The 21200-nt window shown below is 43.5% G+C and carries 13 protein-coding genes; 2 read left to right on the forward strand and 11 right to left on the reverse strand.

The window, feature by feature from the left end; all coding sequences use genetic code 11:
- Positions 1-186: 186 nt before the first annotated feature.
- From IGK63_RS10085 to IGK63_RS10095, 3 genes are all read right to left on the reverse strand, one after another.
- Positions 187-915 carry a GntR family transcriptional regulator gene (locus IGK63_RS10085; RefSeq protein ID WP_008378710.1) on the reverse strand — a complete coding sequence of 243 codons (729 nt, stop codon included), beginning with the start codon at positions 913-915 and terminating at the stop codon, positions 187-189.
- A gap of 101 nt (positions 916-1016) precedes the next feature.
- Positions 1017-2372, reverse strand: coding sequence for a PTS cellobiose transporter subunit IIC (gene celB, locus IGK63_RS10090; protein WP_016613472.1), 1356 nt, complete (start codon positions 2370-2372; stop codon positions 1017-1019).
- Complete coding sequence (locus IGK63_RS10095; RefSeq protein ID WP_034872259.1) at positions 2356-2868, reverse strand: hypothetical protein; 513 nt, start codon at positions 2866-2868, stop codon at positions 2356-2358. Before IGK63_RS10095 ends, celB begins: the two co-directional genes overlap by 17 nt.
- Before the next feature lie 418 nt (positions 2869-3286).
- On the opposite strand from IGK63_RS10095, the gene IGK63_RS10100 reads away from it, so the two are divergent.
- Complete coding sequence (locus IGK63_RS10100; protein ID WP_005235074.1) at positions 3287-3655, forward strand: iron chaperone; 369 nt, start codon at positions 3287-3289, stop codon at positions 3653-3655.
- A 77-nt stretch (positions 3656-3732) separates the two neighbouring features.
- Here the strand turns inward: IGK63_RS10100 and IGK63_RS10105 are convergent, their stop codons facing one another.
- A complete protein-coding gene (locus IGK63_RS10105) occupies positions 3733-5073 on the reverse strand; it encodes a peptidoglycan DD-metalloendopeptidase family protein (protein ID WP_016613475.1) in 1341 nt (446 codons plus the stop codon).
- Between the two features lie 282 nt (positions 5074-5355).
- Between IGK63_RS10105 and IGK63_RS10110 the strand changes: the two genes are divergently transcribed.
- Positions 5356-5787 carry a GNAT family N-acetyltransferase gene (locus tag IGK63_RS10110; protein ID WP_016613476.1) on the forward strand — a complete coding sequence of 144 codons (432 nt, stop codon included), beginning with the start codon at positions 5356-5358 and terminating at the stop codon, positions 5785-5787.
- A 286-nt stretch (positions 5788-6073) separates the two neighbouring features.
- On the opposite strand, the gene IGK63_RS10115 is transcribed toward IGK63_RS10110, so the two are convergent.
- The 7 genes from IGK63_RS10115 to IGK63_RS10145 all read right to left on the reverse strand — a co-directional run bounded on the left by IGK63_RS10115 (position 6074) and on the right by IGK63_RS10145 (position 20664).
- The gene (locus IGK63_RS10115) at positions 6074-6775 is read right to left on the reverse strand and encodes a response regulator transcription factor (protein ID WP_016613477.1); all 702 of its coding nucleotides are present in this window, start codon (positions 6773-6775) and stop codon (positions 6074-6076) included.
- Positions 6776-6786: 11 nt separating this feature from the next.
- On the reverse strand, positions 6787-9387 hold the full coding sequence (locus tag IGK63_RS10120) for a sensor histidine kinase (RefSeq protein WP_086299311.1): 2601 nt from the start codon (positions 9385-9387) through the stop codon (positions 6787-6789).
- Positions 9388-9399: 12 nt separating this feature from the next.
- Complete coding sequence (locus IGK63_RS10125) at positions 9400-9936, reverse strand: potassium-transporting ATPase subunit C (protein WP_016613479.1); 537 nt, start codon at positions 9934-9936, stop codon at positions 9400-9402.
- 48 nt (positions 9937-9984) lie between these two features.
- A complete protein-coding gene (gene kdpB, locus IGK63_RS10130) occupies positions 9985-12015 on the reverse strand; it encodes a potassium-transporting ATPase subunit KdpB (protein WP_016613480.1) in 2031 nt (676 codons plus the stop codon).
- Positions 12016-12027: 12 nt separating this feature from the next.
- Positions 12028-13704, reverse strand: a complete 1677-nt coding sequence (gene kdpA, locus IGK63_RS10135) for a potassium-transporting ATPase subunit KdpA (RefSeq protein ID WP_016613481.1) — start codon at positions 13702-13704, stop codon at positions 12028-12030.
- Positions 13705-13976: 272 nt separating this feature from the next.
- Positions 13977-19907 carry a bacterial Ig-like domain-containing protein gene (locus IGK63_RS10140; protein WP_016613482.1) on the reverse strand — a complete coding sequence of 1977 codons (5931 nt, stop codon included), beginning with the start codon at positions 19905-19907 and terminating at the stop codon, positions 13977-13979.
- A gap of 28 nt (positions 19908-19935) precedes the next feature.
- Positions 19936-20664: a LytTR family DNA-binding domain-containing protein gene (locus IGK63_RS10145; protein WP_016613483.1), complete on the reverse strand. Its 729-nt coding sequence runs from the start codon at positions 20662-20664 to the stop codon at positions 19936-19938.
- Between the last annotated feature and the right edge of the window lie 536 nt (positions 20665-21200).

Raw genomic sequence — 21200 nt, forward strand, 5'->3', positions numbered from 1 at the left:
CTTTACCTATTATATAGTTTTACTGCTCAGTCATCTTTCATCCATTGGAAGCGATCCTTTTTCTCTCAGTTTGAAAGCCGGTTCCAGTCCGCTGCTCAGCAACTGTAAGTCTTTTTTCTCCCTGATGGGCTGCTTTTCTCTTGCCTTCAAAAAAAGAAAGAACCGTTTCTTGAAAATCAGTTTGCTTTAAACGAATAACTTTTTATGCATGTATAATGTCGCCATCCGATAATCATAATGGATCATCGAAAAGGCTAATAGCTCCCCATTTCTCAGATAGCTGTCGTCTCGTACGATCAGTGCGGGCATGCCTTCTTCTAGATGAAAAAACGCAGCTTGTTCCTGTGATAGCGGTTTGCTTTGGATGAACTTGTCGATGAAGGCAACTGTCAGTTGTTTTTCTTCTGCCAAAGCTTGGAACATTGACCCCTCCATCATTGTTTCGGAGATCTCCCCTACGATTTCAGGTATATAATAGGAACGCTCAATCAAATACGGTTTGTCATCTAGCGTGCGAAACCGTTGGACTTCGATAAAGTGCTGATCTTTCGCAAATTGTTTTTGACTTGGGAGAAACAACGCCTCTGATACTTTGACCAGTCGCTTTGAGGCTTTGACCGTTCGAATGTTTTTCTCGCCCCGTGTCAAGTCTTCATTGAAGCCAAGATCACCTTGTTCAATGGTCGGTTTTTGGTTGTTATGAAAACGAATATAAGAGCCGCGGCCTTGCATCTGGTAGATCCAGCCCATCTTGCTCAACTTATTGAGGGCTTGGCGTAACGTATAACGAGAAACTGGATAAATTGCCAAAAGCTCTCGTTCACTAGGCATCTTCCCCTGCTCATTTCCAATATCACCGGCTTCGATCTTTCTGATCAATTCTGCTGCTAAGTCTTCAATACTGAGTTTCGTCATCTGCCTACTCCTTTCCTTCGGATTCTCTACTACTATTATGATCTTTGGCGTAAAAAAAGCCAGCTATTTTTCATAGCCGGCTTATCAAAAAAACGGATTGATTATGCCTTCGTTGCGTTTGCTTGTTCGTCCTTGTATAATTTGCCATCATACATTTTGATGAATGGGAACCAAATCAAGAAAGCAACGACTGCACAGATGATTGCTAAGACAAAGGCACGCCAGTCACCACCTGAACCAATAAAGCCGGATAAGCCAATTGGGGTCGGCCACGCTACTTGGGCAATCGGTGGGTTAACAAAGCCTAAGTTGATGCCAAAATAAGCAACGGACATTGAAACCATCGGTGCTAAGAAGAATGGGATCGCTGTGTACGGGTTGTATACCACTGGCATCCCGAACAAAATCGGTTCATTGATATTGAAGAAGGATGGCACGATCGCTGCTTTTCCTAAAGCACTTAACTGCGCTGATTTTGCAAAGAAGGCGATGAAAATCACCATTCCTAACGTCGCTCCTGAACCACCGATCGTTACGAAACTATTGTTAAACTCACCCGCAAAGGCAATGTTGGCACCATTTTGGTTTTCCACCATATTCGACAATACGATTGGCGTCAAGAATGAGGTCACGATCGTTGCCCCATGAATACCCACGATCCAGAGCGCATGCATGAAGAAGTAGATAACAAGTAGTCCGACCCAAGTACTGGTCAATTGCGTCACGAAACTAAAAGGAATCGCAATGACTTTGAAAATATCTGTGCCCATTGCGACTAATACACCATTGATGACGATTACAGTAAGTGCGATTAGCGCTGTAGGAATCAAAGCAGTAAATGAGGAAGAAACACCTGTAGGCACTGTATCAGGCATTTTGATGACAATATTGCGCTTCACACAAAACGCGTAGATTTTTACCGCAATGATCGCCATGATGATCGCTGTAAAGATCCCAGTTGTTCCTAAACGAGTAACGCCTCCTCCGATTTCCCAACCATTAATGATTTTTTGATCGTCAGAAATCACTTCTACTAGCGTGGCTACTCCGCCTTCAAACACTAGTTGCGGTAAGCACATAAAGAACGCCATCATTGAAAGCAATGCCCCATTGACTGGACTTAAAACAAGTTTTTCTTCTTGTGCTTGAATCTTAGTATACTCATATCCAAAGACAATACAAAAATATAGTGCTAAAATCCCCATTGTTGCAGTATTACCCAGCATATATAGATTAACTACTTTATCAAATGATGTGCTCCAAATGCCCTCTAATACAGGAAAACTTTGGGGTAAAACGCTGATGATCAAGAACATAGATCCTACAATAGTGAAAGGAATCGACGCCATCCCGGCTGCCATGACCCCACGAACGATCCGTAATTGTGAGATTTTCCCCATTGGACCCATTAAGTAGCGGTCCAAGAAGGCAAACATTTTGTTATTTTCTGAATCCATTGACTGTTCCTCCTTGAGTTTCAAATGTAGTCAAATACGTGAAATATTTGTCGCGGTCATGCTCGATCAACCACGCTTTACGCTGGATGAACAGGCACGCGATCATGCCGACAGTAAACAAGGCAAGTAAGATGCCTCTACCCGATTGATTCATAAAAGGAATCAATGTTGCTTGCTGTCCGATCAAAATAAATAGAATTGCAATCAGATTGACACCGAATTGGAGCCAATATCCGATTTTTGTCACCAGTAAACGATTCGATTGCTGCCAATATTTTTGAGTTTGTTCAATAAGTATAAGTCCATCAACGATCAATAAGGCAATGGGAATCAAACCAGCCCATGTCCATTGAGACAGAGTCAATAGGGTCCAATAAAGATTGACAAAGAAAAAGATCGCAGTCATATAACGAAAAAGTAAAAAACGATTAAACCGCATACTTTTGTTTGCATATTCTTTCTTGGCTGCTTGGGTTACCGGTTTCCTTTTGGTCACAAGTCCTCCTCCTTTCTTTTTGCTTTCGCTCAACAACTTGTTCGAACAAGTTATATTCTAGCAGAATTCTTGTTGAATGCAACCGATTTCTTTTTGAAAGTTTTCTCTGAAAATAATCTGCTTTTTCATTTGTTATTTCTGAAAAGTTAAGCTGATCTCAAGGAACCGTGCAGGATAATACTGGAATGTTCCTGATGTTTGGCTTTTGTTCGAGCAGAAAAAAAGTTGTTTTTAGCGTTACTTTTTGCAAAAAATGTTTGTTTCTGAAGGCTTTATCCCCCATGCAAGGCAACAGGTTTGTCAACTTACTAACTTTACAGTACACTCTAAGTAACAAAATAGTTGATTTCAAACATGCGTTATTTTTATTAATCGACATTGCCTGTACTCGTTCCTTAAAACGAAAGGAGATCTCCCAATGGATGTATTAGAAACTTACTTAACCAGCATTGAAGATCCAGTAAAACAAGAAAAACTGCGTGCCTTATTTGCCGCTATTACCAAGAAATTTCCTGACCTCGTTCCAGTCATTAAATGGAATCAGCCGATGTTCACCGCCCATGAAACCTTTATTATCGGTTTCAGCGTTTCAAAACCGCACTTTTCTGTCTCTCCAGAAACCAAGTGTCTTGAACAGTTTATCGATGCCATTGAAAAAGCTGGCTACAGCCATACGGATAACATTTTTCGCATCAAGTGGACTGAGCCGATCGATCAAGCATTGATTGAAGACATGATCGCTTTCAACCTGAAAGACAAAGCGGAGATGACCCGCTTTTGGCGCTGAGCCAATTGAGACTTCGTAAAAGAATAGCAACCAAAAAATCCGCAGAAGCCTGTTCGCTTCTGCGGATTTTCTGACTATTATAAGCCCAATTCTGGTGCCGGATCAAAGAATCCTGACCATAAGCTTGTTGACATCCCTAAATGTAGATGGACGCCAGTTGAATTTCCAGTCGTTCCCATACCGCCTACATATTGTCTAGCTGAGACGCTTTGTCCGACCGAGACAGCTGGCAGTGTACTAAAGTGCATGTAGTAGCTGTAAATGCCATTGGCATGTTTGATGATCACATAGTTACCAGTTGACGGACCATAGCCCGCTTCGACAACTTCGCCTGCTTGAATCGCATAGATCGGTGTTCCTGTCCCCCCGGTAAAGTCGATGCCATTATGTTGATTTCCTGATGCCCCTGTTGGATCTGTTCGATACCCAAAACGACTCGAAATATGAACCGAATCGACTGGCATTTGCCATCCACCTGTGCTTGCTTGTTCTTTTGGCTCAGTTGCTTGCTTCACAGGTGCAGGAGTAGCTGCAGTTTTTTCTGGAGCCACCGATGTTTCTGGCGCCACTGCTGCTTCCGTCTTCGGCTGTGCTGCTGCCACTGCTGCTTGTTGAACGGCAGGATTTTCAGCAGTTTTTGCTGACTCGGCTTCTGCTGCTTGCTGGCGTTTTGCTGCTTCTTCTGCTTCTTTGCGCGCTTTTGCTTCTTGTGCTTCTTGCTCAGCCAGTTGCTTCAACGCTGCTTCTCGTTGCCGTTTTGCTTCTGCTTGGTCCGCTTCCAATCGGTCTTTTTTCTCTTCTTCGGTGTTCAATGCCAAGGCAAGGTCCGCTAGTTCAACTTCTTGATTCAATTTGACATCAGCTAATTCCGCTTGTTTTCCTTGCAATGCGTTTGACTGCTCTTCGATCACAACCAATTGTTCCTGCAACTCTTTTTCCAATTGCTGGCTCGTTGCGATATCTTCTTGCTGTTGTTCGACGATGCTATTGCTGGCATTCATGATCGTTACTGAAGCGATCGCCCGTTGAATGGCTTCTCCGATGGATTCAGCATCAACGATTTTTTGGAACAACCGATTGGAAGGTTCCGACGTTTGAATGTCACGCGCTTGATTAGCCAGTACCTCTGTGCGCTTGATGATTTTTTCTTCAAGGACTTGGATCTCTTGTGCCAAGGAATTGACTTCTTCTTCCGTCGTCGTTTTCTTTTGTAGGATTGCTTGGATTTCTCCTTCAATCGATTGAATCTCTGCCTCTGTGGAGCGTTTCAGTGATTCTAATGAGGTAGATTCATTTTTTATGTCATTGATTTTTTCATTTTGCTGCTGGATCTTCTGATCAAAGCTGTCTGCGGATACCGTCACGACAGGCAGCGTCAGCAAAACAAGTGAACTTGCAACCAAAAGTGTCTTTTTCATTTTTTCTCCTTAACTAGATGTGTCTTATCGCTTTCTCTAGCATACCGAAAGATTTCATTCTTGGGGTTGTTTTCACACAAATAACATCTGGCTGCAAGAAATTGACATCTAGCTGAAACAAAATTGTTAGAATATTTCAACGAAAAAGATTGCTTTTCTTCGTCATTTAACCTTCGTTACTTATCAAGCGGTTCGTCTCCTGACCGATTGCCTACAAAAGTGCCGCTATTTGCAGCAATCAGCAATGTACCTATGCTATACTGAATAAAAACGGAGGATCTCATGATACAACAAGTGACCCAATTTACTGATTCTGAATTAGAAACCATCGCCCAGATTTGGCTGCAAAGTAATTTGGATGCCCATGACTTTATTTCGGCTGCCCATTGGCAAGATAACTATGATTTTGTGAAAAAAGCCTTCTCTGATGCCCTTATTTACACCTATTCGGTGGATGATCAGCCCGTCGGCTTCATCGGGATGTTGGGTGATTATATCGCTGGTATTTTCGTTTTGAAAGACTATCGTGCCCACGGCATTGGCAAGCAGCTTTTACAAAAAGCACAAGCAGAACACGAGAAGCTGACTCTGAATGTCTACCAAAAAAATACAGCTGCTATTGCGTTTTATCTCAAAAACGGCTTTACCATCGTTTCTGAACAACTGGATTCTGATACCAATGAAATCGAAAACACCATGGAGTGGCATCGTTGATGCTGCTCTTTTTCCTATTTTTTTCTACCTGTTAGTTAACGAACCCTTTGGAAACTGTTTAATAAAAAAAGTATAACTGATCAAACAACATATTTCCCAGCAATACATATAGGACAAATATACAAAATTTGAATGAGCGACATTTTCCCCTTCGTGCAGTCCCATCTTCCTTTGGATTGGCACTGTCAAATGGTATAAAGCAGTGGATACTATGGTCATCGATGCAATGAAAGTAAACAGCCTCCTCCTAAATTTTAGGAGGAGGCTGTTTAGGATTGAATCGAACTTATACAGAAGATTCTGCTGGATACTCCCGCAAGCGATACCCGACACCGATTTCAGTGATCAAATATTCTGGCTGCAGCGTATTGGTTTCGATTTTTTTGCGAATGTTTGAGATATTGACTCGTAAGGTTTGTGCATCCGCTGCAAAAGGTCCCCAGACTTCACTGGTCAGCGTATCGTAAGTGACGACTTTGCCTAAATTCTTGAACATTACTGCCATGATGCGGTATTCGTTTTTGGTCAAATGGATCTCATTTTGATTCTTGTACAGGATTTTCTTCTCAAAATCGATCGTTAACTCCTTGTTTACGAGAATCGGGCTGCTGCTAAAGGCAGCTGACTCCTTGTGCCGCAATGCCGTGCGGATACGGGCAAATAATTCATTGGTACTGAAGGGCTTTGTTACATAATCATCGGCACCGAGGTCTAACGCTTGCACTTTGTCTTGTTCATCTTTGCGGGCAGAGATCACGATGATCGGTGTGTTCATGCGCTTACGAATGATTTTCAGCAGCTCCATGCCGTCAATGTCCGGTAAGCCCAGATCCAGCAAGATGAAGTCGATAGTTTCTTCCTGCAAGAGCATCAATGCCTCCATGCCCGTGCCAACTGACGTAAAGTTGTAGTGTTCTCTTTGCAAGACGACCTCCATAAAATCAACGATATTCGAATCATCTTCAATCAATAAAAAATGTCGCTGCATGCTCTTCCTCCTTACTGCTTTAAATAAATACGAAAGATGGTACTGCCAGCTTTCGTTTCGATCGCCAATTTGCCTTCATGGGCATGGATGATGGTTTTAACGATACTCAGTCCGATGCCTAGTCCATTTTTGGAATCCACCGGCACTTCGGTGTCATTAGTCAAATTCGCTTGGATTTTTTGGTATTGCCCTAGGGGGATCTCCCCTTGGTTCTCGATTTCAATGACCACTTCTTGCTCCTGAAAAACTCGCAAGAAAATCGGTGTATCGGCGGTTCCATGGCGTACGCCATTTTCAATCAAATTAAACAAGGCTTGTTCGATCAAGATTGGATCGACTTTGACAAAAATCAGCTGATCGGGCATCTTCACGATGATTTTTTGTTGCGGATAGACTTTTTTTAGGTGCGTTAAAACCGCTTCGATAATTTCTTCGATTGGTTCTTCACTGCGCTTGACCGCCATGTTAGTCAAATTGATGCGGGTCACCGACAGTAAGTTTTCGACCATGCGGATCAACCACTGGGATTCACTTTGGATATCTCCTAGCAGCTTTTGTTTCGTTTCCTTTTTGATCGCGCCTTCGGTTTCGCTCAATGTTTCGGCAATGCCAGAAATCGTCGTCAGTGGCGTCCGCAAGTCATGAGAAACCGCACGCAGTAGATTGCTGCGGACTTTTTCCCGTTCGTTTTCTAATTGGATCTGTTCTTTCTCACTCGCCAGAGAGACTTGCTCCAACACGGTAGCAATTTGGGTGATCACAAGGCGCAAGTAATTCAATTGACTATTGGCCAACTGATGCTCCTCGTTGCGTTCTACCCCAAGGGCGCCTAGTGGTTTGCCGTTTAAAACGATCGGCAAGTAAAATCCATTGGCACCAATCAGAGTATCTGTGCCGCGACCGGCTTCTTTTTGATTTTTCACGACCCAAAAAGCGACGGCTTTCTCATCCTTGCCAGTCATTTGAGACAATGTTTCTCTTGAAGAATGCAGACTTCTCAAGTGACCTTCCCTGTCATATAACGCCACTTCTCGCTGGAGTAAGCGTGCCAAATAGGTGGTCGTACTTTCATAAATGTCTTGCTCATTCCGCGTTTCCATGTATTGTTTGTTCAACTCATACAATATCTCCATTTGATGCTCTTTTTCCTTGGCATTTTCTGCCTGGGTCTTCAATCGAACCATCAAATTACTGATCATTAAGGCAACGATCAGCATGATCACTAATGTGATTGGATAGCCTGCTTTATAGACCGTCAAGGAATACAAAGGTTCGACAAAGAACCAGTTGTAAGAAAGGACACTAATGATCGATGCCATGGCACTCCATAGATAGCCACTCGTGTAACGTGCCACTAAGAGAACAAAAAAGATATAAACCAGCATCAAATTCTGATCGCCGAAATGTAAGTACTGCATGCCTTCTGTCACTATGGTAGCGAGCATGATCAGCCCAAAGGTCAAGCTGAAATCTCGACCACCGCCTTCAAATAATTGCGAAAACGTCAGCCGTGGTCGCTGCATTTTTTCTTTAAAAGGAATCAAATGGATCTCAATATCATCAAGGCGCCGAATCAAGCGGTCTTCCAAATCCTCGACAAACAATTTTTGGAACCACTTCTGAGAAACCTGTTTCCCCATGATAATGTCACTGGCACCCGTCATTTTGGCATACTCTACGATGGTCTCAAAACTGTCATCCGCTTCGATGTTGATGACTTCTGCTCCCAAACGCTCTGCCAATGGCACCTCGGTAGGTGTATCATCTAACGATCGAACTTGAATCACCGTCCATTCCGCCCCCACTCCTTGGGCTAAGCGGGCGGTCCAACGAATGCATTTCTCTGCCATTTTCGGCAAGCGATCATCAATGATCGTCAAAAGCTTGCTTTGGACTCGTTTTCGACCGCCGTTCATTTGATTGATATGATTGGAAGCTTTTTGGATCGCTAATCCACGTAAATGATCAAGTTTTTCTGGCGTAAAAAAGTTTTTTAGTGCCCGCTTGGCATTTTCATCGGCATAGATTTTGCCTTGTTCCAACCGATCAATCAGTTCGTCTGGTTCAACGTCCACCACTCGTAAGCTGGCGTGCTGGAAAAAGGTGTCGGGTACAGTTTCTCTGACTTCCACTTCCGTGACCTTTTCCACGATGTCATTCAGACTTTCGATATGCTGGACATTGATGGTCGTGTAGACGGTGATTCCTGCATGCAATAGTTCATCAACATCTTGGTAACGTTTTTTGTTTCGCGCACCAATGGGATTGGTATGTGCTAACTCATCGATCAAGACGATATCTGGTTTTAGTTGGATCAGTCGATCGATATCCGGCTCATATAGGGTCAATTGCTTGTGCTGGTATTGCTTTAATGGTACTTGTGGTAACCCTTCAAGCAATCGATTGGTATCGGGACGTTTGTGGGGTTCGATATAGCCGATCACCACATTTTTGCCCATGAGCAAACACTCATGGGCTTCGGTTAACATCGTATAGGTTTTTCCGACACCGGCAGCAAAACCGAAAAACACCCGTAGTTTGCCACGTTTAGGTCCAAAGCCGGCTTGCAGCAGCATCTCTTCTGGGATCGTCTGCTGGTTGTTTTCACTCATAGATGCTTCCCCCTATTCTTCGGGTAATTGATCGAGCTGCTGATTCAAGGTCATGATATTGACATATTCTCTCGTGGAGAACAGATCAGCTACTTTATTTCTGTTTATTATATCATGAATTGTTTGTTCATCGATGCCTCTTGTGTCAGCGATCCGCGGCAGTTGAAAAAGTGCCGCTTCGACACTGATATCAGGATCAACGCCACTACCCGAAGCGGTCACGAGATCGATCGGCACACTGGTTTGGGTTGGGTTTTCTGCCAGTAACGCCGCTGTCCGCTCAGCTACAGTCTTTTTTTTGGTCGGATCATAGGGCGACAATTGTGAAACAGTTTGATCACGGCCTTGGAAGTAACCTGCTTGGTCAAAGGGTTGCGCAAGCAGCTCAGACCCTTTGACCTCTCCACCTTCCACGATTTGACTGCCATTGGCTTGATGGGCAAAAAAGACTTGTCCGACACCGGTGACCAACAATGTATAGAGACCGCCAAATAGCACGGTACTAAATAGTAAAAATTTGATACTGGCAAAGAGGGTGTTCTTCATCATGTTTTCCTCCTAAATGACTCTTTATCTCTGATGGACTTCTCTTTTCTCTTATAGTAGAACAGCTGACAAAAGCAAATCTACTAGCTTGATACAAATGAATGGTGCGATAATGCCGCCTAGGCCGTAGACGACAAGATTGTGCCGCAGCATTTGGCTGGCTGGTTTTTCTTGGTATTTGACCCCTTTTAACGCCAGAGGGATCAAGGCGATGATCACGACTGCATTGTAGATGACTGCGGACAAAATCGCCGTTAAGGGACTACCAAGATTCATGATGTTCAGCGCTGCGAGTTCTGGATAAATCGCATAAAACAGAACAGGGATCACTGCGAAATATTTGGCGATATCATTCGCGATACTAAAGGTCGTCAATGCCCCACGGGTCATCAGCAGCTGTTTACCGATCTGCACCACTTGCAGTAATTTGGTTGGGCTGGAATCAAGGTCGATCATATTGCCCGCTTCTTTGGCTGCTTGTGTACCAGTGTTCATCGCCATTGCCACATCGGCTTGGGCGAGTGCGGGTGCATCGTTGGTTCCATCCCCCGTCATCGCCACCAAATGCCCTTTTTCCTGATATTCGCGAATCAGGTTCATTTTGTTTTCTGGTGTTGCTTCGGCTAAGAAATCATCGACGCCCGCTTCCGCAGCAATAGCAGCTGCCGTCAAAGGGTTGTCTCCAGTGATCATGATCGTCTTGATGCCCATCTTTCGCATGTCGGCAAATTTTTCTTTGACGCCGTTTTTCACGATGTCTTTTAAATAAACGACCCCGAGTACCTGGCCATTTTTCACTACGACCAATGGGGTTCCACCAGCTTTAGCGACTTTTTCCACGATCTCGTCACATGCAGTGGGATAGATCTGCCCTTTTGCCGTCACGTATTGCTTGATCGTATCAGCAGCTCCTTTACGGATCTCATCACCACGATAGTCGATCCCAGACATCCGTGTTTTGGCACTAAAATCGATCCAATGGACATCAGCTTGCTGAAATACCCGTTCACGAATATTGAAGGCTTCTTTGGCTAAAATTACGATACTGCGTCCTTCTGCCGTTTCATCGGCAAAAGATGCCAACTGCGCTGCATCTGCTAACTCTTTGGCGGTGACCCCCGGTACCGGTAAGAACTCGCTGGCCCGGCGGTTTCCCAGAGTAATGGTTCCTGTTTTATCCAGCAGCAAAACATCCACATCTCCTGCAGCTTCAATCGCGCGTCCACTCATGGCGATGACGTTTTCTTTGGTCAAACGGCTCATTCCAGCGATCCCAATCGAGGAAATCAAGGCGCCGATCGTGGTTGGTGCGAGACAAATCAGTAAAGCGATCACGATCACACTGGAAATCGCCGTTCCCCGACCAGATAACTGACTGCTAAAATCAGTAAAGGGAATCAATGTGATGGAAACAGCCAAGAAGATGATGGTCAGTGTCACTAAGAACAGCTGCAAGCCAATCTCATTGGGTGTTTTTTTCCGCTGTGTCCCTTCCACCATCGCAATCATCTTATCCAAAAAAGAATGACCATTTTCAGCGGTCACTTTAATGACCAAGTAATCGGAAACGACTAAGGTTCCTCCCGTGACTGCACTACGGTCGCCACCAGATTCACGAATGACAGGTGCTGATTCTCCTGTGATGGCACTTTCGTCCACCGAAGCAGCACCTTCCACGACATCCCCATCGGCAGGAATTTGTTCGCCAGAAGGAACATAAACCAAGTCGCCTTTTTTCAAATCGGAGGAACGGATTTCGATAAAAGCCTCTTTGGCGACATCTTCCAAGGACATGACTTTGTAGGTCATGATGTCTTTTTTGGCTTGCTTCAAACTATCCGCTTGTGCTTTGCCGCGCCCTTCTGCCACTGCTTCGGCAAAATTGGCAAACAATATAGTCAACCATAAGAAGACGGTCACACTGATGCTAAACCACAACGGGACCGTTTGTTCTTGAAAACATAAAATCGTTGTCAAGATCGCCCCTAGGTAAACCACAAACATCACGGGGTTTTTGATTTGTTGGCGAGGGTCCAATTTCTTAAAGGATTCGCCGATCGCCCATTGATAGATTTTTTTCATTTTTTCTCTCTCCTATTTCATTGTAAAAAAGTCTGCGATTGGGCCTAAAGCCATCGCTGGTAAAAAGCTCAGTGCACCGATCACGATGATCACAATGATTAGCATCGTGACAAAGACTGGACTCGTGGTTGACAAGGTTCCTTCATTACGAACGGTTTTCTTTTTGGCCCCCATGTTTTCTGCCATGTACAAGATGGCTGCGATGGGAACGAAACGTGAAACGAACATCAAGATACTACCCAAACTATTCAGGAAAACAGTATCTGCGGTCAAGCCGCCAAAGGCACTCCCGTTGTTGTTGCTGAAGGAAGTTGCTGCATACAACAATTCGCTAAAGCCATGGGCGCCTTGGTTGGTTAGCCAGCTCATGATGTCAGGATGCAAGGTCATCAACATAGCCCCGAAAAGCGTCAGTAGCAATGGCGTCAAAATAACGATACTCGTCATTTTAATGTCAAAGGCTTCGATTTTTTTACCGATATATTCTGGTGTTCGTCCCACGAGTAAACCAGCGATAAAGACCGTCAATAATAGAAAAGCGATCATGCCATAAAGTCCGCTACCGACACCGCCAAAGATGATTTCCCCCAGCTGCATCAAGAACATCGGGATCGCACCCCCGAGTGGTGTGAAACTATCCAGCATGGCATTGACTGATCCACTGGAAGCGGCGGTGGTACTCACTGCCCAGAGACTCGACCAACCGATACCGAAACGTACTTCTTTGCCTTCTAGGTTGGCATTCCCAAGCACTTGACTGAATTGCGGCCCATAAGCTTCACTGATCACTACGCCAATAAAAGCCAGGATCAAAAAGACGGTTGCGGTGATCAAGATCGTACGTCCTTGTTTCCACTCTTTGATCCAAAAGCCAAAGGCAAAAATCACAGCAGCTGGCAGCAACAAGATCGCTAAGTTTTCTAAAAAATTACTGAACATCGTTGGGTTTTCAAATGGATGGGCAGCGTTGGCACCAAAAAAACCGCCGCCGTTGGTCCCTAATTGCTTGATGGCGATTTGACTCGCTACCGGTCCGAGCGCCATCCAAAAGGATTCTCCCTCAAATCCATTGACTTCAACGCCGCTGCTCAACGTTTGGACGACGCCTTGAGACAGGAGCAAGATCGCTAAAATCAATGAGAGTGGTAAAAGGATATAGAGCAAGGAACGGGTGATGTCTTGCCAAAAATTCCCTACCGTTCGTTTTTGTTTTTGCTGCAGCCCACGAATCAATGCACAAAGTACGGCTAGTCCTACTGCCGCAGATAAGAAATTTTGCACCGTTAAGCCTAATGCTTGGGAAAGATTGGTCAGTGCTTCTTCCCCAGCGTAAGCTTGCCAGTTCGTGTTCGTTACAAAACTGACGGCTGTGTTCAATGCTAAGTCAAAGGACAAATTCTCAACGGCCGCCCCTTGCGGTAACCAGTGCTGGACCATCAATAATCCGGTCAATCCGATGATGGAAAAGACGCTGACGGCCAAGACTGAAAATAGATAAGTTTTGGCGGTCATTTCTTTTTTGCTGACCGAACCAATCACTCGATAGGTCAACCGTTCAATGGGTTGAATAAAGCGGACAAACCGCGGTGTTTTTCCTTGCATGATTTCTTTGATATACCAGCCCAAAGGAACCGCTGCTGCTAGTAAGATCAGTAAAAATAAAAAGCCTTGCACAAAATAGCTACTCATCGTTCTCCCCCCTCAAACAAGTACCAAAAGAGATAGATCATTACGATCACTCCGATTATTCCTAAAACAAGATTCATATTCTTCACTCCTTCATGACGTAAGCATACGCAAAAAGAAATAAAAATAGTGTAAATCTTCTGCTAGCATCTTTATATCTTCTTTATACGTCTGCTTATCAGACAAGAAAACCGCAATACTGTAGGATTTTTTTAGAAAACAAACTAAAAACAGCGGATATCCTTAAGGATATCCGCTGTTAGAGTCATTGAGACTTATTTTGTTTTTCTGCTTTTGTTCGTGTGTTTCTTACGAAAGAAGACGATCCCCGCTAGTGCAATAAGGCTCACTCCTGCAATCGAATAGCCTTGAGTGATGGCTGTACCGGTCTTTGGTAACACCCGCTTGTCCTTTGCGGTCGCTTTGCTTTGTTTACCAGGCTGTCCTGCATCCGTTGGTTTTTCTTGCCCTTTATTAGAATCATCTTTCTCTGGCTGCTTATCATTTTCCTCTGGTTCTTCTGCTTTTTCAATGACTTTGATCGTCGCTGTGGCGGTGACTGCTTCTTGTGAGTCAGTACCAAATAAGCGTGCGAAAAAGTTAGGAGTTGCTGCTTCATCGGTTACGATTGAATAGGTGACTTGATAGGTACCCGTTTTGTTCGTATCCACCGAACCGTCCACCAGTAGTTGCTCCAACGTGAGTGACTTACCGTCACGATCTGTAGCGGAGACAAAATTGTCGCCAGCTGTCCAGTTATCACCGACATAAATCACGCTATCTTTCACAGTCACAGAGGTCTGGTCTGCCAACACGGTAATTGTGGCAGTGGCTTCGGCTTTGCCGTTGCGATAGATGACTTGGTATTTTCCAGGCACATCAGTATTGACTGTACCGCTAATCAATACTTGATCATAATCGACTGCTTGTCCGCTTTTATCTGTTGCCGAGACAAAATTATCGACGGCTTGCCACATCTCTCCTTCATAGATTGTACTATCTTTTGCTACGACCGTTTCTTCGTGAGCAACCACAGTGATTGTCGCTATGTCGCTGACTTTTCCATTCGTATAAGTGACTTCGTATGTGCCTTCTTGATTGGTATCGACGGTACCAGTAACCATTACTCCTGATAATTCAACCGTTACTCCCGTTTTGTCTGTGGCTGAGACAAAGTTGTCGGCAGCTTGCCAGTCATCGCCGACATACAGGGTACTGTCTTTGGCTTTGACACTCGTTTGATCTGCCAACACGGTAATCGTGGCAGTCGCTTCGGCTTTGCCGTTGCGATAAATCACTTCATATTTCCCTGGTGTGGCGCTATCGACTGTACCTACTGTTGTGATATCTGCAAGTTTTAGCTCATTACCGTCCTTGTCTTTGGCTGACACGAAGTTGTCGGCAGCTTGCCAGTTATCATCCACATAAATCGTACTGTCCTTAGCGACTACGGTTTCTTGGTTCGCAACGACTGTAATCGTCGCCGTTGCTTTGACATGACCATTTTGGTAAACCACTGGGTACTCGCCTGCTTTGGAGGTATCGACTGAGCCACTAACGGTTACTCCTGAAAATGGTAGGTTTGCTCCCGTTTTGTCTGTGGCTGAGACAAAGTTGTCGGCAGCTTGCCAGTCATCGCCGACGTATAGGGTACTGTCTTTGGCTTTGACACTCGTTTGATCAGCTAACACGGTGATCGTGGCAGTCGCTTCGGCTTTGCCATTGCGATAAACCACTTCATATCTGCCTGCTTTAGAGGTGTCAACTGTGCCATCAACGGTTACTTCTGTTAGCGGCAATGCCTTGCCGTCTTTGTCTGTTGCGGAAAGAAAATTATCCGCGGCTTCCCATGAGTCACCTACATACAACGTACTATCTTTAGCTGCCACCGTTTCTTGGTTCGCAACAACCGTGATCGTAGCAATAGCTTCTGTTTTACCATTGCTATAAGTAACTTTGTACTGACCTTCTTTGCTCGTATCAACTAATCCACTAACGGTCACTGCTGAAAATGGTAGGTTTGCTCCTGCTTTATCCGTTGCCGAAACAAAGTTGTCGATTGCTTGCCAGTCGTCACCAACATATAAGGTGCTATCTTTAGCTTTAATTGATGTTTGATCAGCTATCACGGTGATCGTCGCTTTCGCCTCAGCTTTGCCGTTACGATAGATTACTTGGTATTCTCCTGGTACTTTCGTATCCACGTCACCACTGGTGGTGACTTCTGCCAAGCTTAACGGTTGTCCCTTCTTATCCGTTGCTGAAACAAAATTATCCGCAAGCTCCCACGCATCTCCAACATAAAGTGTACTATCCTTGGCAACGACTGTTTCTTGATTGGCAACCACGGTGATCGTGGCGACTGCTTTTTGATTGCCATTTTGATAAACCACTAAATATTGGCCTTCTTTGGAAGTATCCACGGCTCCACTAACTGTCACATTTGAAAATGGAACGTTCGCTCCTGTTTTGTCCGTTGCCGAAACAAAGTTATCAACCGCATGCCAGTCGTCCCCGATGTATAAGGTGCTGTCTTTGGCTTTAACCGAAGTTTGGTCTGCTAAGACCGTGATCGTCGCTGTTGCTTCGGCTTTGCCGTTACGATAGATTACTTGGTATTCTCCAGGTGTATCCGTGTCAACTTCACCGGTGATGGTCACTTCTGTGATTGCCACTGTGTTACCGTCTTTATCCGTTGCCGCTAGAAAATTATCAGCTGGTGTCCATGCATCGCCCACATATAACGTGCTGTCTTTGGCTGCCACCGTTTCTTGGTTGGCCACCACAGTGATCGTCGCTGTCTCGCTCACGTTGCCATTCATGTATTTGACTTCATAAGTGCCGACTTTAGATGTGTCGACCTCACCGTTGACGGTAATTTCCGAGAAGGTCAACGCATTGCCATGCTTGTCTGTCGCTGAAACAAAGTTGTCTTCAGCATGCCATTCATCTCCCACGTAGATCGTGCTATCTTTGGCGTCGATCGTCGACAAGTCTTCTTCTGGTGTGATGCCGACAGAAAGATGATTGCCCGTCCGGTTCACTTGCACCTCTTTACCAAGCTGAAGTTCCTGTGGTATGACGTAACCTTCTGGGACGTAGGAAACATAAAGCGTATAGGTCCCTGTATAAATATCAGCTAATTGATACTCTCCCTTCTCATCCGTTACAACAGAAATAACATCTCCAGTCAACTGATTCCAAAGCATCAATGTAACGCCTGCAATTTTCTGAGTTGGTTCTTCGGTATTATAAACATCAAGTGACGCACTAGTTTTGTAAATGATCCCGTTTGAATCACCTGCCGAAAATTGCAGGTTAGTCACCGTCGAAGTAGCCGTCCGTTTGGCTTCCGACAAGGTATCAATCGTATCAGAAACGATCGTTGCTGAAGCTGAGATTTGGCCGGCGTTTTGTGAAAGTACGTTGTAACTGATTTCGATATTTTTCGTTAAAACATAGTTTGAAAAGACAAGCTGTACATCTCCGTCAATTTCTTTGATTTCGTAGCTATCGTCTGGCACATTTGAAACATTGATTGACCTAAGATCGATTTCACCATTGGTATTTCCCAATGATTTTAGAAGGATCGTTGGATTTGCTACTTTTTTCGAGCCATCATCGATATTTTTTGTTGTGACCTTGACCTGAGTCATGTTTTTTGTATTATTCACGGTATTTTGAGTAATCCCAATAATATCCGTCGCTGTATTGGAAACCGAAACGGTAGTTGAGCCTTGCTGATTATTTGATAGCGGCTCTTTTGCAAAACCAGGTACATAAATCGTACTCATTTCCTGCCAACCATTGGCGTACTGATAGGAAATGATGTAGCGATGGTTAGTCGTCCCAAAATCAAAGGTATAATAGTTGGTTGCCTCATCATGGGTGATCGTTGGATAATTCGGATCGCTTTCTTTCATGGCTTGATTATCATAATAACCACGATCCCAGTACTGTGGATAAATGCCACTGACTTGTTCATTGGAAACATCGATGATCGAAAACACAACATCCGTATTTTTCGGAACATGGGTCTCAACAGTCAAATCACTGATGGTATCTTGACGAGCGTTGACTAAAAACTGATTCTTACTGCTTTGGAGCGTGCGTTCAGAATACAGTTTTCTTCCGGTATAGACGGAGGTATGAACCGTGTCAAGTCCTGTCGCGGAAATCGTGATTGGAATTGTATCGTTAGGAATTGATTTTGTCGGTGCTAAACTGTCTGGCACATAATTGAAGCCAATATCAAATTGAACAGAATAGGTAATGGGCGACGTAAAGGTGACCATCGTTCCGCCTGCTACTTCTTCAATCGTATAATCAGTTCCTAAAGTATAATAGAAGCCGACTTTTGGTACCTTTCTTAAAGAAAGATACTCGGGATGTTCAATAAACATTTGTAAATTTTCGATCGGTTGTGAGGTGCTGCCTTCGATATTGACTGAAGTGTCACTGGCATAGGCACCATTTTGATCATAATTTCCCCAAGCAGTTTCAGCGTTATTGGGATTAAGAACACTGATTGGTTCGACGTAGTTGTCTTCAACGATTTTGAATTCTTTATTAGCAATTAACGGTGTCGAGACATTGAGGATGATATCTTTCTGATCAAAGGGTACGGTTATGTTCGTGGAACCAAGAGTGAGATTGCTGTCTTTTGTGGCCGTCACAATCAGTTTGTCCCCATTATTTTCGACAGAAAAATAATCCGTAAAAGTCACATTTTGATAGAAGGCGTCTCTTGCTGTTAACTGTTTCGCCGTGATCGGCTGTCCGTTTTGACTCGAAAGAATGATTTGTTGACCTGCTTTCATCTCCGTCGGCATTTGATGAATTGATACATAGTAGTTTCCTTTAGAAAGGCCATTCATAAAACTGGCAGAAGCAACCCCCATATAATACCTAGAATCGACTTCTTTTTCATCTTTACTGGTTGCTGCGGTAAAGGAAAACCCTCTGTTTTGGGCAGTTGTTTGTTTTAGCTGTACCGAACCAAATCCGGTCGTTGGATACCCTTTTGAAAAAGAAGGCGTATAATCCGTCAGCTCGGTCAAACTCATGGTGAATTGATAAGAAACCCCATAAGCCTTTTGTTTGTCCATCTGTTTGATTTCAACAGCAGTATTGTAAAGACTATTTGAGGTGATCGTATAGTCTGTCCCTTCGACTAATGCTGTCTGTGTTTCTGGCTTGATCTTTCCTTTGATATCCACTTCATAGCTGAAGACTTTTAACGGTTGGGTCTCAATCTTTTTGAAGGACGCACCCGGCGTATCAACCAAATGCAGTGAAAGAGTTTCCGTTCCAGATAATGTCCGATCAGTATTGTAGTAAACCATTCCTTGCATCCCAAAGACATTTTTTTCTGACACATATTGAATCGGGTCAACTTCTTCATACAAATCAATGGCGTAGCTTGTCTGGTTTTGATCGCCTATCTCAATGGTTAGCTGAGGCTTGTCTTCTGAATAAAGATAACTAGTCAACTCGATCGAAAACGATGCATCATGAATGGATTGGTTAAAGGTGATCGTTAATTGATGGGCGGCGCTATCTACTGCCCACGAAGCATTGATTGCTTCATTTGTTCCTTGCATATCACTAAAACCAAGGCCTTCCGGCAGGTCAAAAACAGCAGTGGTGCCGGCTAAGTAGTCTTCGTCATTGATTTCAAAGTCTAATTTCAGTTTTACCGGACTATTGTTTAAAATCCGCGTTTCTTCCGTTTGACTGAACTCCTCACCAGCAATCGTCAGTAATGTGCCTTTTTCTAAAAGCTCTTGTCCATTGATGCGGGTGCTGACACGGGAACTCTTTTCGGCTCCTTTTGCCTCTTTCGATTCAGTTTCTGAAGAACTTGTTTGCGTCGAATCTGTAGTATCTGCTGTATGCGTTGATGAAGTTGTAGCAGGCGTTTCACTTTGACTCGTTGTTGCTGCATCCGTCTTGGAGGTTGCTTCGCCGCTTTCTTCTGAAGAACGATCCGTTTGAGTAGTCTCAGTTGTTTGCGCGTCGCTTGTGTTTGTTTCATTGGCAACGCCGCTGGTTGATTCCAGCAGATGATTTGAGTTATCTAAAGTACGAATGGTCTGTTCCTGTTCCGTGGTTTCCGCAAGCGCCATGACCGGAGTGATCACTTGGGACAGACCTAAAGCGGTAACAACAATGCCATGACGAATTCGTTTATTTCTCTTTTTCATTTTTTTCCTCCATTAAATATATGTAGTTTTAACTGATTGCTTTACGGATTTTTTTTCCAACTTCTAATTCTTCCCCATTAAAAAAGCAAAGAACATTGTTTGTTCGATCAATCATTTTGATTTGTCGCGCATTAATAATGTACGATTTGAATACTTTATAATACTCAGGCAAATCTAGCTGTTTGATGACCTTTAACGAAGTTTCAATGCACTCAACTGATTTCTTTTGATGGAATACGATTCGGTTTCGCTCACCTTTGATCGTTGTTATGTAGTTGATTGCTTCTGCATCAACGATCATCAACTCTCGTTTACTAACAATTTTTAATAAGTGTTTTTTTCCCAGCAATGATCGTTTCACTTCAATTGCTTCTGTTAACAAATTTCTTAACTGCATTGCCACATCCTTTTCTTCTGTATCGATGATTCCTAAAGGACAGATAAGATTCAGTTTCTTGATTTCGATTTTGGACGCATAGGCACCATAAAAAGCAATTTGACACTTTTTGCACTGCTCCCTCAATCGCCCTGCTAATTGAAAACTTCGATCAAAGCCCATCATTTCAATGGAAAATAAAAATAAATCGTTCACATCTGTTAAGTACCCTTCAAGAAAAGAATCTAGTCCTTCCGGTGAAATGATCTCCACCATAGAATAAGGAACATGACTTTCAGTGATCATTTTTTTCATCAAATTTCCATTAAAAAAGTTGTCATCTACTATATAAACAGCGAAATTGCTCAAATTTGCAGACATCTTAATTCTCCTTTTCACATCATTTCTAATTGTATTCTTAATTAAAAATGCCTGCTTGCACTTTCAAACGAATTAGCGAAACGTTTATGCAAAAAAGGTAGTTTAAATTAAAAACAAAGTAAGAAAAGACTTTATAATTGGTCTAAACCTATTATAGTAAAGGAGTTCCCGTCGTACTGCTTTCTTAACACATTTATAAGACAGAAAGCGCAAACAACAATAAAAACTTATGTTTTTTTAAGTAGTTTAACTAATTAACAATTCCAAAACTTACCGACTACTGCCCAACCTTTCTAATGATTTCAAAAAAAATAACCTTCGTTCAAATAAAATATTAATCGTTATTTATTCTTCGTTTTTTCGCAAAAAAAAGCTAACCTTCTCTTTGGGCAGTCCGGTTAAGGGTAATCAACTGTTTCCTCTGAAGATTTTCCATCAAAATAAAAGTGATCGTTCGCTGCTGCAAGATGCAATCAAAAAATTTTTCTACTTAATTTACCATATCGAATCTTCATGGACACGACAAAAAACCATTT

It is taken from the genome of Enterococcus sp. AZ040, from assembly GCF_050499185.1.
Taxonomy (GTDB): Bacteria; Bacillota; Bacilli; order Lactobacillales; family Enterococcaceae; genus Enterococcus_D; species Enterococcus_D entomosocium.

What these genes read in the sequence shown, in the direction of transcription:
- IGK63_RS10085 (WP_008378710.1), bottom strand. Translation starts at nt 915, where the DNA reads ATGACGAAACTCAGTATTGAAGACTTAGCAGCAGAATTGATCAGAAAG.
- celB (WP_016613472.1), bottom strand. Translation starts at nt 2,372, where the DNA reads ATGGATTCAGAAAATAACAAAATGTTTGCCTTCTTGGACCGCTACTTA.
- IGK63_RS10100 (WP_005235074.1), top strand. Translation starts at nt 3,287, where the DNA reads ATGGATGTATTAGAAACTTACTTAACCAGCATTGAAGATCCAGTAAAA.
- IGK63_RS10105 (WP_016613475.1), bottom strand. Translation starts at nt 5,073, where the DNA reads ATGAAAAAGACACTTTTGGTTGCAAGTTCACTTGTTTTGCTGACGCTG.
- IGK63_RS10110 (WP_016613476.1), top strand. Translation starts at nt 5,356, where the DNA reads ATGATACAACAAGTGACCCAATTTACTGATTCTGAATTAGAAACCATC.
- IGK63_RS10115 (WP_016613477.1), bottom strand. Translation starts at nt 6,775, where the DNA reads ATGCAGCGACATTTTTTATTGATTGAAGATGATTCGAATATCGTTGAT.
- IGK63_RS10120 (WP_086299311.1), bottom strand. Translation starts at nt 9,387, where the DNA reads ATGAGTGAAAACAACCAGCAGACGATCCCAGAAGAGATGCTGCTGCAA.
- IGK63_RS10125 (WP_016613479.1), bottom strand. Translation starts at nt 9,936, where the DNA reads ATGATGAAGAACACCCTCTTTGCCAGTATCAAATTTTTACTATTTAGT.
- kdpB (WP_016613480.1), bottom strand. Translation starts at nt 12,015, where the DNA reads ATGAAAAAAATCTATCAATGGGCGATCGGCGAATCCTTTAAGAAATTG.
- kdpA (WP_016613481.1), bottom strand. Translation starts at nt 13,704, where the DNA reads ATGAGTAGCTATTTTGTGCAAGGCTTTTTATTTTTACTGATCTTACTA.
- IGK63_RS10140 (WP_016613482.1), bottom strand. Translation starts at nt 19,907, where the DNA reads ATGAAAAAGAGAAATAAACGAATTCGTCATGGCATTGTTGTTACCGCT.
- IGK63_RS10145 (WP_016613483.1), bottom strand. Translation starts at nt 20,664, where the DNA reads ATGTCTGCAAATTTGAGCAATTTCGCTGTTTATATAGTAGATGACAAC.